The following is a 13,302-nucleotide window of genomic DNA, read 5'->3' as shown; positions in this document are numbered from 1 at the left end:
GGTTCCCTCCGCGGGAGCGCCCCCGCGTGCCAACCGTCCGGCACCGCCCGCCGCGCCGGCCCGAACTCGTAGGAGAACCCGTCATGCCCCTGCGTACGCCGTCGCCGATCGCTGAACTCTTCGCCGAGCGGGTGCGTGCCCGTGCCGACCGGACCGCGCTGGTGTGCGGCGCGCAACGGCTGACGTACCGACAACTGGACCGGGCGTCGGACCGGTTCGCCCGGCGTCTCGCCGCACGGGGACTCGGCACGGGGGACATCGTCGCGCTGGCCGTGGAACGCTCACCGCTCGCCGTCGTCGCCTGGCTCGGGGTGGCGAAGGTCAACGCCGCCTGTCTGTGGCTGGGTCTCGACTACCCGCCGGAACGACTGGCCATGATGATCGACGACGCCCGCCCCGCACTGGTCGTGGCCACCCCCGGGGGACGCGCGCGCATCGGGGAAGCCGCCCACGACATCCTGCTCCTCGACGGGACCGACGGGACCGACGGGACCGACGGGACCGGCGGGAGCGACGGGAGCGACGAAGCGGACTGCGCCGTCGGACCCACGGCGCCCGCCGACAGCGCCGCCTACGTCATCTACACTTCCGGATCCACCGGCAGACCCAAGGGCGTCGTGGTGACCTGCACGGGCGTGCGGAGCCTGCTGGAGACCGCGGCGCGACGCGTGGCCGTGGGGCCGGACAGTGTCATCACCCAGTTCTCCTCGCTCAGCTTCGACGTGGCCTTCTGGGAGACGGCCATGGCCCTCCTGCTCGGCGGCAGACTGGTGATCGTGCCCGACGACGCGCGGGTGCCCGACCACGAGTTCGGGCGCTTGCTCCGGGAACAGGGGGTGACGCACACCGCCCTGCCGCCCGCCTTCCTCGAACTGCTTCCGCACGACGTCCCCCTGCCACCGGGGCTGACCGTCATGACCGGGGCGGACAAGGTACCCACGGAGCTGATGCGCCGCTGGTCACGAAGGTGCGTGACGGTCGCGGCGTACGGTGTCACGGAGGCGACGGTCAACTCCACCCTGTGGTCCTTCGATCCGGCGTGGACGCGCCCCCTCGCACCGATCGGGATCGCCGACCCGGGTACCGGGATCCGCTTGCTCGACGAGGCGCTGCGTCCGGTCGCGCCGGGCGAGGAAGGGGAGCTGTATCTGGCGGGCGACGGCCTCGCCCGCGGCTACCTCCGTCGCCCGGACCTCACCGCCGGGCGCTTCGTCGCGGACCCGTACGGCCCGCCCGGGACGCGGATGTACCGCACCGGTGACCGGGTCCGGCTGGACGCCTCGGGAGTGTACGAGTTCGTCGGCAGGGCCGACGCCCAGCTGAAGGTCCGCGGTCACCGGATCGAGTCCGGTGAGGTGGAGTCCGTGCTCCTGGCGCACCCGGCCGTGCAGCAGGCGCTGGTCACCACGCGTGGCACCGAACTGGTCGCGTTCGTGGCCGGGGACCGCGTGGCCGGTTCCGAGCTGCGTGCGCACGTGGCCGCCGCGCTGCCCCCTTACATGGTGCCCAACGTGATCACGGCGGTGCCCTCCCTGCCGACGCTGCCGAGCGGCAAGGTCGACCGACGGGCCGTCCCCGCGACGGAGCCCGCGGTTCCTGAGACACCCGAGGTCCCGGACGCCCCGGTGACTCCGTCGGCCACGGGGCACCCGGCCGCCGTCCCCGACGCGGCCGAGGACGTGCTGCGGGCCGTGCTCGCCGACGAACTGGGGGACGGCGACGGCGACACGGTGGGCTTCGTCGCCCGGGGCGGGCACTCCCTCATGGCGATGCGGATCATCGCCCGGCTGCGGACCGAGCTGGGGTGGGCGCCCACCGTGCGGGACCTGTTCTCGGCCGACCGGCCGGCCGACCTGGTCCGGGCGTTCCGCCGTGCCGTGCAGCCGGCCGCGTCGGTGGGCGGAGCGGGCCCGGCACCCCTCTCCTTCGAACAGGAACGGCTCTGGCTGCTGGCGGAGTTGTCCGACGGAGAGAGTCCGCACGTGGTGCCGTGGGCCTGGCGGGTACGGGGCGATCTGGACCTGGAGATCCTGCACGCCGCCTGGTCCGACGTCATCCGCCGCCATCCGGTGCTGCGCACCCGCTTCCCGGTGACCGACGGCGTCCCGGCCCAGGTGGTCGACCCGGAGCCGACGTGGGCCGTCCGGCTCACGGACGACGTCGTGGCGGCCCTGAGTGAGCCGTTCCGGCTCGTCGAGGACCTCCCGTTCCGGATCTTCGTCCACCGCGTCGCTCCCCGGGAGCACGTCGTCGTGGTGTGCCTGCACCACATCGTGACCGACGACTGGTCGACGGTCCGGCTCGCCGAGGACCTGAGTACCGCCTACGCGCACCGGGCGGCGGGCCGGGTCCCCGAGCTGCCCGGCCCGCGGGTGGACTTCGCCGACGTCGCCCGGGTGCAGCGGGAGACGCTCGGAGAGGTCGGCGCGCCCGTGGGCCAGGCCGCGGAACAGGTCGAGTGGTGGTCGAAGGAACTGGCCGGCCTTCCCGCCGAGACGTCCCTCCCGCACGACCGGACGCGGTCGGCGGACCTGACGGGCCGGGTGATCCACCGTCACTGGTCGCCGGAACGGCGGCGCGCCGTCGCCGAACGGGCCCGTGCCTCCGGGGCGACGGTCTATCACGTCATGCACACCGCCCTGGTCGTGGCGCTCGCCGAGAAGGGGGTGGGACCCGAGGTGGTGGTGGGGTGCCCGGTGGCGGGCCGGACCGACGCACGCACCCACGACATGGTGGGGTTCTTCGTCAACACCGTGGTGCTGCGGGTCGGGGTGGCGGACGGCGCCTCGTTCGCCGAACTCCTCGACCGGGTCCGGGAGACGGACCTGGCCGCCCTGGCCCGCTCGGAGGTCTCGCTCGCCCACGTCGTGGAGGCGGTCCGGCCACCCCGGCTGCCCCACCGCAACCCTCTCTTCCAGGTCATGCTCGCGCAGCAGTACCGCACCGGTGTGGTGCCGCGCCTCCCGGACGCGAAGGTCGAGCCCGTCACGGCGACCGGGGCCGCGGCGGCCTTCGACCTCGGACTGGGGTTCGCCGAAGGACCCGACGGAATCACCCTGACCGCCGAATACCGGACCGCCCTCTACGACGGGAGCACGGTGGACGCCCTCCTGGACCGGGTCGACGCGGTACTCACGTCGGTGCTGGCCGGCGAGCCGGTCTTCGTGCACCCGGTCACCGCGCCGCGCCGGTCGTCCCCGCTGCCTGAGCGGAGGACGGAACCCTCCACCGCCACGGCGTCGGACGACACCGAGGGACTGCTGTGCGAGGTGCTCGCCGAGGTGCTCGGGATTCCCGAAGTGCGCCCGGACGACGACTTCTTCGCGCTTGGCGGCCACTCGCTGCTCGCCATCCGGTTCCTCAACGCCGTCCGTGCCCGCCGGGGCCGCGCGCCCCGGCTGGCCGACCTGTTCGCCCATCCGCGCGTCGCGGACCTGGCACGTGTCATGCCTCCGCCCGGGGCAGAGCCCCCGGCCCCGGGGGTCCGCGCGGACCCGTACGACGCACCGCTCTCCTTCGAACAGGAGCGGCTGTGGGCGCTCCAGACGCTTGATCCCGACGACGACGCCTACGTCGTCCCGTGGACCTGGCGGGTACGCGGGCCGCTGGACGTGGCGGCCCTCCGGGCGGCCTGGGACGCGGTGGTCCGGTGCCACGCGGTGCTGCGCACCCGCTTCCCCGAGCAGGACGGAACACCCCGGCAGCGCATCGACCCGGACCCGGCGTGGGCACCCGTGGAACACCGGACCACCGCGGCCGGACTGACCGCCGGGCTGGCGCGGGCAGCGTCCCGGCCGTTCTCGCTGGAGCGGGACCTGCCCTTCCGCCTGGACGTCTTCCACCTCGGACCCGACGACGCCGTCGTCCTGCTCTGCCTGCACCACATCGTCACCGACGACTGGTCGGTGAGGCGCCTGACGAGTGACCTCACCGCGGCCTACGCCGGTGAGCCGTTCCCGTCGCCCGCCCTGGCGTACGCCGACCACGCCGCCCGCCAGCGGGCCGAGATCGGCCCGGTCGGGGCGCCCACCCGGCGCGGCGCCGAGTCCGTCGCGTGGTGGCGGGAGTACCTGGCGGGCGCACCCGCGGAGGTCACCCTCCCCACGGACCGCGCCCGCTCCAGCGACACCGCCGGGTCGGCCGTCCACCGCACCTGGAGCACGGAACGGGCGCAAGCGATCCGCTCCCTCGCACGGCGGACCGGGACGACGCCCTATCTGGTGCTGAGCGCCGCGTTGTCCGCCGTCCTCGCCGAGTCAGGGGCCGGCGGCGACGTGGTTATCGGGTGCCCGATCGCCAACCGGACGCTTGCCGCCTCGGAGGACGTCGTCGGGTTCTTCGTCAACACCATCGCGCTCCGGCTCCGCATCGACGACGGCGTGAGATTCACCGATCTGCTCCGCGAGGTCCGCGACGGTCACCCGGCGGCCTTCGCCCGGTCCGAGTTGTCCTTCGCCCACATCGTCGAGGCCGTCAACCCCGAGCGGCGTCCCGACCGCAACCCGCTGTTCCAGATCATGCTCGCCCAGGAGGACGCGGCGGACACGCTGCCCTCACTGCCCGGTGCCGAGGTGACGGCGGTGACGCCGCCGGTCACCTCCTCCCCGTTCGACATCGCCGTGGCGTTCGTCGAGCGCCCCGACGGTATGGGGATCACCGTCCACTACCGGTCGTCCCTCTACGGCCGGGAGACGGTGGAGCGCTTCCTCGACCGCTGGGAGGAGTTCGTGGACCGAATGGAGACCGCCGTCGTCCGTCCTGCTGCCGCTCACCCGGCGGCCCCCGGCGCGGATCCGGACCCTGGGCCGGATCCGGCACCGGGCGAGCCGGGCGAGACGGGGAAGGCGGTGCTGCGCGCGTTCGCCGCCGTGCTGGATCGGCCCGGCATCGGCCCGGACGACAACTTCTTCGACCAGGGGGGACACTCCTTGCTGGCCATCCGGCTGATCAGAGCCATCCGTGCCGAGGTCGGAGTGCAGGTCCCCGTCCGACGCTTCCTCGCAGTGCCGACGCCACGGGGGTTGGCCTCGGCGGTCGCGGACCTGCGGGCCGAGGGACCCCGGTGACCGGCGCCCCGGACGAGGCGCTCGTGCGGGCGCGCGGCCTGCGCAAGAGCTACCGCGGTCACGAAGCCGTGCGCGGGGTGGACTTCACGGTCGGGCGCGGGGAGTCCGTCGGGTTGCTGGGCCCCAACGGTGCGGGCAAGTCGTCCTTGATGCGCATGATCGGCTGCGTCTCCCGGCCCGACTCGGGCGAGCTGCGCGTCCTGGGGATGGACCCGGCGGGCCGGGGGCCCCACATCCGCGGCCGGCTGGGTGTGGTGCCCCAGTACGACTGCCTCGACACCGAACTGAGCGCCCGCCTGAACCTCTACGCGTATGCACGGTTCTTCGGTCTGTCGCGGCCGGAAGCCCGGCGGCGGACCGGTGAACTGCTCGCCTTCGCCGGCCTGACGGACCGGGCCGACTCCACCGTGGAAACCCTGTCGGGCGGGATGAGACGGCGGCTGGTCATCCTGCGGGCCCTGGTCAACTCCCCGGACCTGCTGATCCTGGACGAGCCCACCACCGGTCTCGACCCCGAGGCCCGGCAGATCATCTGGCAGCAGCTCCGGCTGCTGAAGAAGGAGGGTGTCAGCCTCGTCGTGACGTCCCATTACATGGACGAGGTCGAGGAGTTGTGCGACCGCGTGCAGATCCTCGACCGGGGGAGGACCGCGGCGGAGGGAACGCCCGCCGCGTTGACGGCCCGCTACGCCGCACCCGAGGTGGTGGAGATCCGGACGGAGGCCGGCGAGGACGCGCGGGTACGGGACGCGATGGCGGGACTGGCCTCGCACGTGGAGGTGCTGCCGGACCGCACGCTGGTGTACGTCGACGAGGGGGAACGGGTGCTCGCCCGACTGCGCGACCGGGGCATCCGCTCGGAAGCCAGTATGGTCCGCAAGGGCTCGCTGGAGGACGTCTTCCTGCGCCTCACCGGTCGTGCCCTGGTCGGCTGAGCGGGCTCCGGAACCACGACGGCAGCGTCTTCCCCAGAGGCCCCAACGAGAACGGGAGCGGCATCGGCACCCGTCCGCAAGCCCGCACCCGTACGCGTCCCCGCCTTCCGGGCGCCACTCCGTGGTGCTCCCTCCCGCGCTCGACCCCGGCCGTCACGTCCCGGTCGCCGGGGCGGCACCGGCGTCCGCGCAGGTGCCGAGCCATGCCGGGCCGAACGAGGAGAAGGTGATGTGCCGGTAGCCGTCCCGTTCCCAGAGCAGCCCGAACCGGCCGCCGGGCAGGCGGGTCAGCGTCGAGTAGGCGGCGCTGCCGGGCTCGACGACCCTGCGGACCGGCCAGGTACGGCCGTTGTCGCAGGACATCTTCACCGTGAGGTTGACCCGTGCGGAGGTGCTCTCCGTGTTGCTGAACAGCAGCCACGACGAACGCGGATCGGGGGCGGCGGCGTCCGGGGCGTAGCGGATGAGCGAGCCGTTGTTCGCCGGATCGGGCAGCCGGGCGTCCTCGACGAAGGGGGTGTAGGTGACGCCGCCGTCGCTCGAATAGGCGACCTTCCGGTAGGGCGCCGCGCGGCTGTTCAGCATGATCCGGCCGTCGTTCAGCTCGACGGTCTTGTTCTCGTTCCCGCCGGGCCCCACCAGTGCGCCCGTCCTCCAGGTGACGCCGTGGTCGTCGCTGTAGGCGCTCACCGCGTAGGTGCCGCCGCGGTGGAAGACCGTGTACTGCTGGATCAGGCGCCCCGCGTAGGCGCCGGCCCGGAGCTGGACGCCCTCTCCCGAGGCCGCGAACATGCCTCCCCAGGCCGGGTTCTTGATCTGGCCGGTGATCCTGCGGTGCCTCCAGGTCAGCCCGTCGTCGTCGGAGTAGCTGTAGTCGGTCTGGAGGACGTCCGGGTCGCTCTCGTCGACGCCGGTGGCCGAGCCGAAGAACCCCTGGTTCACGGAGGCCGCGTAGAACACGAAGATCCGGCCCGTGACGCGGTCGACCAGCAGACTCGGATCGCCGAACCCCTTCGGAGCGGCCTCCGCCCGGATCACCTGCTGCGCCCGCCAGGTGGCCCCGCCGTCGGTGCTGCGCCGCAGCACGACCCCGATGTTCCCCGGCAGGTCCGCGAGCGTGGGCCGGGCGTCGTAGGCGGCGAGCAGGGTGCCCCGGACGGACGTGGTCAGCGCCGGGATGCGGTAGTACGGGGAGCCGATCCCCTGGGACGCGATGTCCAGCGGGGCCGGTTCGTCCGCCCCGGCCGCGGGGGCCGCGACGGCGGCGCCCGCCGCGATCGCCAGGAGGGCGGCGGTGGCCGCCAGGGCCGGGGTGCGTCTGCGCTGCATGGACGGCTCTGTTCTCGTGAGGGGGACGAGCGCGCGACGGAGCGGGGCGCCGGCCAGGGCGCGGTACGCGCTCGGAGCGCGGTGCGGAGGGTCACACGGGTGCGGGCTGTGGCGGGGGAGGCCCCGGCACGGCGACCGGCGTCGGTAGACGCATATCACGGTCCGCCGCGCCGACCGCGCGGCGGCGCACACGTACAAGGGAAGGCTGACCCGGCCGGGCCACGTGGCGGCCGGCACGTCCGCGCCGTCGTGGGACGTGGTCCGCCGGCGCCCCGCCGACGCCCCGTCGGGAGCGCGGCCGTCAGTCCGTCGCCTGCCCGAACCGGCGCTTGTACGCCGACGGTGTGATGCCGGTTCCCCGGCGCATCAGTGTGCGCAGATGGGCGGCGGTGCCGATACCGCTGCGACGCGCGACCACCTCGAACCGGGACTCACCGCGCTCGATCAGCCGGCATGCCAGGGCGAGCCGTTCCCCCGTCAGCCACGCCAGCGGTGTCGTGCCCAGTTGCGCCCGGAAACGGCGGTGCAGGGTCGCCGGGCTGACCGCCGCACGCGCCGCGAGACCGGCGACGGTGAGCGGCGAGTCCAGCCGTTCCTGCGCCCAGGCCAGGACGGGCGCCAAGGACTCGTCCGGCAGGTCCGGGAGGGGACGCTCCACGAACTGCCGCTGTCCGCCGTCCCGGTGCGCGGCGAAGACCAGCCGACGGCTCACGGAATTGGCGATCTCCGCGCCGTGGTCGCGACGGACCACGTGCAGCCCGAGATCGAGCGCGGCCGCGCTCCCCGCCGCGGTGAGGATGTCGCCGTCGTCCACGAACAGCACGTCCGCTTCGAGACGGACGGCGGGGAAACGGGCCCGGAACGAGTCCGCCCACTGCCAGTGGGCGGTGGCCCGGCGGCCGTCGAGGACCCCGGCCTCGGCCAGCGTGAAGGCGCCGCTGCAGAAACCGACCAGCCGCGCCCCACGGGCGTGCGCCCGGCGGACGGCAGCCAGGACCGCGGGTCGGCGGGGCACCTCGACGTCCGGGCGATTGGGCACGATCAGGGTGTCCGCCGCGTCGGCCGCCTCCAGGCCGGCGACCCCGGTGAGGGTGAAGAACCCGTCCCGCATCAGGGTGCGCGGCTCGGCGGAACAGAGCCCGAAGTCGTAGAGGTCGCGGCCGATCTCCGGCCTGCGCAGACCGAAGATCTCGGTCGCGCAGCCGAGCTCGAAGGGGTTGGAGTTCTCGTCCACGATCACGACGACCCGGTGGGGGCGTGCTGGGCCGACCGCGTGCGAGGATTCTTGCGTCATATGCGATTTCTAGCACTCACGGTAGGCACGCCGCACGTCGCAGGATGAGTCCCATGAGCAGCGAACCCATCTCCCTCAGCAAGGCCCTGGCCTCCTTCGACGCGTTGTGGAGCCCTCGCATCGTCACGCGCGTCAACGACTACGACGTCCGCGTCGCCAAGGTAGAAGGCGAACACGTGTGGCACGTACACGAAGACACCGACGAGTTCTTCCTGGTCCTCGACGGCGAACTGAGCATCCGGCTGCGGGAGCCCGAGGGGGAGCGCACGGTGCTCCTCCCGCAAGGGGCGGTCTTCACCGTGCCGCGCGGTACGGAACACAAGCCGTACGCGCCGTCCGGCGCCGCCATCCTCCTGTTCGAGCCGACCGGGACACCGACCGTGGGCGATCGCCACGACGCGGTCCCGGACCACGTCGACGCGACGACCGGGCACGAGCTGGGCGTCTGAAGCGGCCGGTCCGGTCTCCCTGTCACCGCACCGCGCCGGGCGGACCGCCCGGCGCGGTGAATCCGGGGCCGCGCGCCCGGCGGGACGGACGGGACGGCGCGGGGACGGACCGAACCCGCGTGGCACCCGCCCCGCCATGTCTGACGAGCCGCTTTGGGGGAAGGCGGCGGAAAGCTGGTCGCACACGTCGCGCCCGGCCCGCCGCTGCCGCGGCCGGACGACATGAAATGGGGCGGGGACACCGATGCCGACGGACACACCCGAGAGACGAGCGACCCAGGCGGACCGGGCGGTCCCCGGACCCCGGGCGCCCTACTCCGGCGAAGGGACCGCCCCTTCCCGGCGGCCCGGCCGGGCGCCCGCGCTGACGACCGGCGCCGCCCGCGCCGCCGGGCTGATCGCCGCGATGGCGGTGTGCCAGGCCGCGCTGATGGTGGGGATCGGACTGCTGATCACCCGGCCCGGCGCCCACTTCTGGCCGCTGACGACCGAGGACGACATCAACACGGGCTTCGAGCGGATCCGCACGCAGACCTGGAACCAGGTGTCGTTCGTCGCGTCCGAGGCGGGCAACACCCTCACCATCGTCCTCATCACCTTCGTCACCTGCCTCCTGCTGATCGTGGTGCCCCGGCTGCCGCGCTGGCGGGAGGCGGTCTTCCTGGCCGTCGGCGTCTCCCTCCAGTCACTGATCTTCCTCGTCATCACCGAGGCCGTGGACCGCACCCGCCCGGACGTGGAGCGCCTCGACGACTCGCCGCCGACCTCCAGCTACACCTCCGGCCACACCGGCGCCGCCACCGCGCTCTACACCGGCCTGGCCGTGCTGGTGCTCGCCCGGATGAAGGGCCCCTGGCGCAAGGCCGTCGCCTTCCTGCTGTTCCTGCTGCCGCTGGTGGTCGGAGTCGCCCGCCTGTACCGGGGCATGCACCACCCCACCGACGTGGTGGGCGGCATGCTCAACGGCGGTCTCTCGATGTTCGTCGTGGGACGCGCCCTGCTGTCCGGCGCCCACGTGCCGGCCCCCCGCCCGGCCGCCGCCCTGGACGTCGCGCTGGCCGCCGCCGAGTCCGGGTCCGACCAGGTCCCCGGCCGTACCGTGGTGGTCTTCAACCCCACCGTCACCGACGACGCCACCCGCGACGCGCTGCGCCTGGTGCTGGAACGCCACGGCCACCACGGCGCGGAGTTCGTCTCCACCACCGCCGAGGACCCGGGCGGCGGCCAGACCGGGGACGCGGTGCGGGACGGGGCCGCGCTGGTCGTGGTCTGCGGCGGCGACGGGACGGTCCGCGCCGCGTCCGACGCCCTCGCCGGCACCGGCGTACCGCTCGCCGTCGTCCCCTGCGGCACCGGCAACCTGCTGGCCCGCAACCTCGGACTGCCGATCAAGCCCGCCGACGCGCTCGACGCCGCCCTGCGCGGCACACCGCACCGCATCGACCTGGGCCGGATCGAGGGCGACGGCCTGCCGCCCGCCCACTTCGCCGCCATGGCCGGAGCCGGGCTGGACGCCGCGATGCTCGACGGCACCAGCGACCGCGCGAAGGCAGGACTCGGCTGGCCCGCCTACGTCCTCGCCGGGGTCCGTGAACTGCGCGGCCCCCGCACCAGCCTGACGCTCCGTCTGGACGACCGCCCGGCCCTGCGCCGCAGCGCCCGGATGGTGCTCATCGCCAACACCGGCACCATCCAGGGCGGTGCCGCCGTGGTACCGACCGCCCGCCCCGACGACGGACTGCTCGACCTGATGATCCTCGACCCGCACGGTCCCGGCGGCTGGATGCGCGCCGCCACGACCCTGCTGCGCCGCCGCCCGGCCGCGCCCGCCCGCCCCGCGGGGGACACCCGGCCCGGCCCCTCGTCGCCCCGCGGCGCGGTGGAGTACTTCACCTTCCGCCGCGCCCACATCGACTTCGGCACCGAGCAGCCCCGTGAACTCGACGGCGACACCGTGGCGCCCGGACGGCTGATCGCCGCCGAGGTCGTGCCCGGTGCGCTCACCGTGCTGCTGCCGGCCCGGGAGGCGTGAATGGGCACCGCGACCAGGGTCCCGCAGACCCGCGACATGATCGGGGAGGAACTCTCCGCCGACGAGGCACTCGTCACCCTGCGGCGCTACGGCCGGTGGCCGCTGCTGCGGGACTCCTTCGTCCGCTTCCGGTACTCCGACGGGTTCAGCCACTCCCGCGCCCTCGCCCTGCAGACGGTGCTGGCGGTGATACCGCTGGTCATCGCCTTCATCGGCCTCTCCACCGCCCTGCACACCGAGAACATCGGCCAGGTCGCGGAACTGACGATCCAACGGATCACGGCCGGCCCCAGTGCCGACGTCGTCGACGACGCACTGGACCGCAGCCGGCGGACGGCCGACGAGGGGGCGCAGCTCGCCCTCTGGTTCGGCCTGGTCTTCTCCCTCGTCAACGTCACCACCGCCATGTGCCAGATAGAGCGCGGCGCCAACCGGATCTACGGCGTGGAGCGCGACCGGGTCTTCCACCGCAAGTACCTGCGCGGCCTGGTGATGTCGCTCAGCGCCGGCATCCCGCTCGGCCTCGGCTTCATCCTCATGGTGGCCGGCGGCGAGCTGGTCTCCGCCGCGGTGTCCGTGTACCACCTCAGCGACACCGCCGAGACCGCCTGGGACCTGCTGCGGTGGCCCTTCGGGCTGATCCTCGCGCTGCTCTCCGCGAGCGCGATCTTCCGCCGCTCCCCGCGCCGCAAGCAGCCCGGCTACACCTGGCTGGCCTTCGGGGCCGCCGTCTACCTGGTGCTCTGGACGCTGCTCACCTGGCTGCTGAGCCTCTACCTGGGCATCAGCGGGTCGTTCGACACCGTGTACGGCCCGCTGTCCGCCTTCATGTCCCTGCTGCTGTGGGCCTACCTCACCTCGATCGCCCTGTTCCTCGGGCTGTCCTTCGCCGCTCAGCTGGAGGCGGTCCGGGCCCGCAAGCCCGGCCCGATCCAGCCCGACCCTGGAGCCTGAATGGCCGTGCCACCCCCCACCCCGCGCGCCCGGAGGCGCGAGGCCGCCGACCGCACCTACGGGATGCGGCTGCTCGGCTCCGCGGCGGCCGCCGCGGGCGCCGCCGTGCTCTTCGGGCTGCTCCTGCTGCTCGTGGAGAGCGGCTGGCCGCCCCTGCACCGGCTCGACGAGAGCGCCGCCACCTCGCTGCACCGGGCGGCGCTCGAACATCCCGGCTGGACCGGCACCCTCCGCTTCCTCTCGGACCGGGTCTGGGACCCCGTCACCCTGCGGGTCGCCGTCGCCCTGCTCACCGGCTGGCTGCTGTACCGCAGGGCCTGGCGGCTGGCGGCCTGGTCCGCCGTGACGGCGATCGGCGGCGGCCTCACCGGACTGCTGGTGAAAGCCGTGGTCGAACGCGCCCGGCCCGTGCTGTCCGACCCGGTCGCGCACGCCCCCGGCTTCTCGTTCCCCTCCGGCCACGCGATGACCGCCACCACCTCGTTCGCGGTGCTGCTGCTCGTCCTGCTGCCGATGGTGCGCCGGAGTCTGCGCGGCCTCTGCTGGGCCGTCGCCGTGGTCTCCGTACTGGGCGTGGGCTTCACCCGGATCGCGCTCGGCGTGCACTGGTTCAGCGACGTGGTCGGCGGCTGGATCCTCGGACTGGCCGTGGTCGCCCTGACGGCCTGGTCCTTCGAGGCCTGGCGCGCCGATGCCGGGCTGCGCCGCACCACGGTGGCCGAGGGCCTGGAACCCGAACTGGACACCGACGAGCCCGAACCCGACCACGTGGGCGCCCGGTCCGGCCGTACGGACGACGGCCCGGAAGCCTGACACCCGGCACGCCACCGGCTCGGGCGACCGCGCGGAGCGCCACCCCGTCAGTCCAACGGCGGTGCACCCGGCTGGCGGCCCCGCCGACCCCCGCCGCCCGGCGCGGCCTGCGGAGCGCGGCCCCCTCGGGTGCCGGGTGGGGGAGGAGCAGAGGATTTCCGCGCGGCGATCACCCCGTGTGCGCGGTATGTGTCGTGGAGTGACGTAATCGTCCGGGCGACGCACTTCCAGGAGCTGAAGGCATGAGCGAGAAGAAGAACCCTCTGAAAGCGGCGGCGGAGAAGGCGGCGGACGCGCTGCTGGGCCCCGCCGGTCCGGCCGACGGCGTGCCCGGCGTGCCGGGCTCCGTACCTCCGTCGGTGTCGGAGCCGGTGGAGCCGCGTGAGCCGTTGCCGCCGAAGGCGGATCAGTCGGGGCCGGAGACGGTGAG

At 73.8% G+C, this 13,302-nt stretch carries 8 protein-coding genes and 1 pseudogene; 7 read left to right on the top strand and 2 right to left on the bottom strand.

The genetic code is table 11. The features are described 5' to 3' along the window. The first annotated feature begins 83 nt into the window (after window positions 1-83). Window positions 84-5,066, top strand: a complete 4,983-nt coding sequence (locus Q0994_RS26450) for a non-ribosomal peptide synthetase (RefSeq protein WP_299539113.1) — start codon at window positions 84-86, stop codon at window positions 5,064-5,066. Next, window positions 5,063-6,001 carry an ABC transporter ATP-binding protein gene (locus Q0994_RS26445; protein ID WP_299539110.1) on the top strand — a complete coding sequence of 313 codons (939 nt, stop codon included), beginning with the start codon at window positions 5,063-5,065 and terminating at the stop codon, window positions 5,999-6,001. Before Q0994_RS26450 ends, Q0994_RS26445 begins: the two co-directional genes overlap by 4 nt. 183 nt (window positions 6,002-6,184) lie before the next feature. Here the strand turns inward: Q0994_RS26445 and Q0994_RS26440 are convergent. Next, window positions 6,185-7,330, bottom strand: a pseudogene (locus Q0994_RS26440) (sialidase family protein); the annotation flags it as partial. 301 nt (window positions 7,331-7,631) lie between these two features. Continuing rightward, window positions 7,632-8,624, bottom strand: a complete 993-nt coding sequence (locus Q0994_RS26435) for a helix-turn-helix domain-containing protein (protein WP_299539108.1) — start codon at window positions 8,622-8,624, stop codon at window positions 7,632-7,634. Between the two features lie 53 nt (window positions 8,625-8,677). Here Q0994_RS26435 and Q0994_RS26430 point away from each other — a divergent pair, with 53 nt between their 5' ends. The 5 genes from Q0994_RS26430 to Q0994_RS26410 form a co-directional block, all read left to right on the top strand. Continuing rightward, on the top strand, window positions 8,678-9,073 hold the full coding sequence (locus tag Q0994_RS26430) for a cupin domain-containing protein (protein ID WP_299539106.1): 396 nt from the start codon (window positions 8,678-8,680) through the stop codon (window positions 9,071-9,073). Between the two features lie 244 nt (window positions 9,074-9,317). Beyond that, window positions 9,318-11,105, top strand: a complete 1,788-nt coding sequence (locus Q0994_RS26425) for a diacylglycerol kinase family protein (RefSeq protein WP_299539103.1) — start codon at window positions 9,318-9,320, stop codon at window positions 11,103-11,105. Then, the gene (locus tag Q0994_RS26420) at window positions 11,106-12,059 is read left to right on the top strand and encodes a YihY/virulence factor BrkB family protein (protein WP_299539100.1); all 954 of its coding nucleotides are present in this window, start codon (window positions 11,106-11,108) and stop codon (window positions 12,057-12,059) included. Continuing rightward, window positions 12,060-12,872 carry a phosphatase PAP2 family protein gene (locus Q0994_RS26415; RefSeq protein ID WP_299539097.1) on the top strand — a complete coding sequence of 271 codons (813 nt, stop codon included), beginning with the start codon at window positions 12,060-12,062 and terminating at the stop codon, window positions 12,870-12,872. Window positions 12,873-13,114: 242 nt separating this feature from the next. Continuing rightward, window positions 13,115-13,302 (top strand): hypothetical protein (locus Q0994_RS26410; RefSeq protein ID WP_299539094.1); only part of this gene is annotated, 188 nt, incomplete at its 3' end.

Source organism: uncultured Streptomyces sp. (assembly GCF_947488945.1).
GTDB lineage: Bacteria > Actinomycetota > Actinomycetes > Streptomycetales > Streptomycetaceae > Streptomyces.
Note: the sequence above shows the minus strand (reverse complement) of the source record. Positions and strands in the feature narration are given on the sequence as shown.

Excerpts from the sequence above, each read along its gene's own strand:
- Q0994_RS26450 (WP_299539113.1), top strand. The coding sequence starts at position 84 with ATGCCCCTGCGTACGCCGTCGCCGATCGCTGAACTCTTCGCCGAGCGG.
- Q0994_RS26435 (WP_299539108.1), bottom strand. The coding sequence starts at position 8,624 with ATGACGCAAGAATCCTCGCACGCGGTCGGCCCAGCACGCCCCCACCGG.
- Q0994_RS26430 (WP_299539106.1), top strand. The coding sequence starts at position 8,678 with ATGAGCAGCGAACCCATCTCCCTCAGCAAGGCCCTGGCCTCCTTCGAC.
- Q0994_RS26425 (WP_299539103.1), top strand. The coding sequence starts at position 9,318 with ATGCCGACGGACACACCCGAGAGACGAGCGACCCAGGCGGACCGGGCG.
- Q0994_RS26420 (WP_299539100.1), top strand. The coding sequence starts at position 11,106 with ATGGGCACCGCGACCAGGGTCCCGCAGACCCGCGACATGATCGGGGAG.
- Q0994_RS26415 (WP_299539097.1), top strand. The coding sequence starts at position 12,060 with ATGGCCGTGCCACCCCCCACCCCGCGCGCCCGGAGGCGCGAGGCCGCC.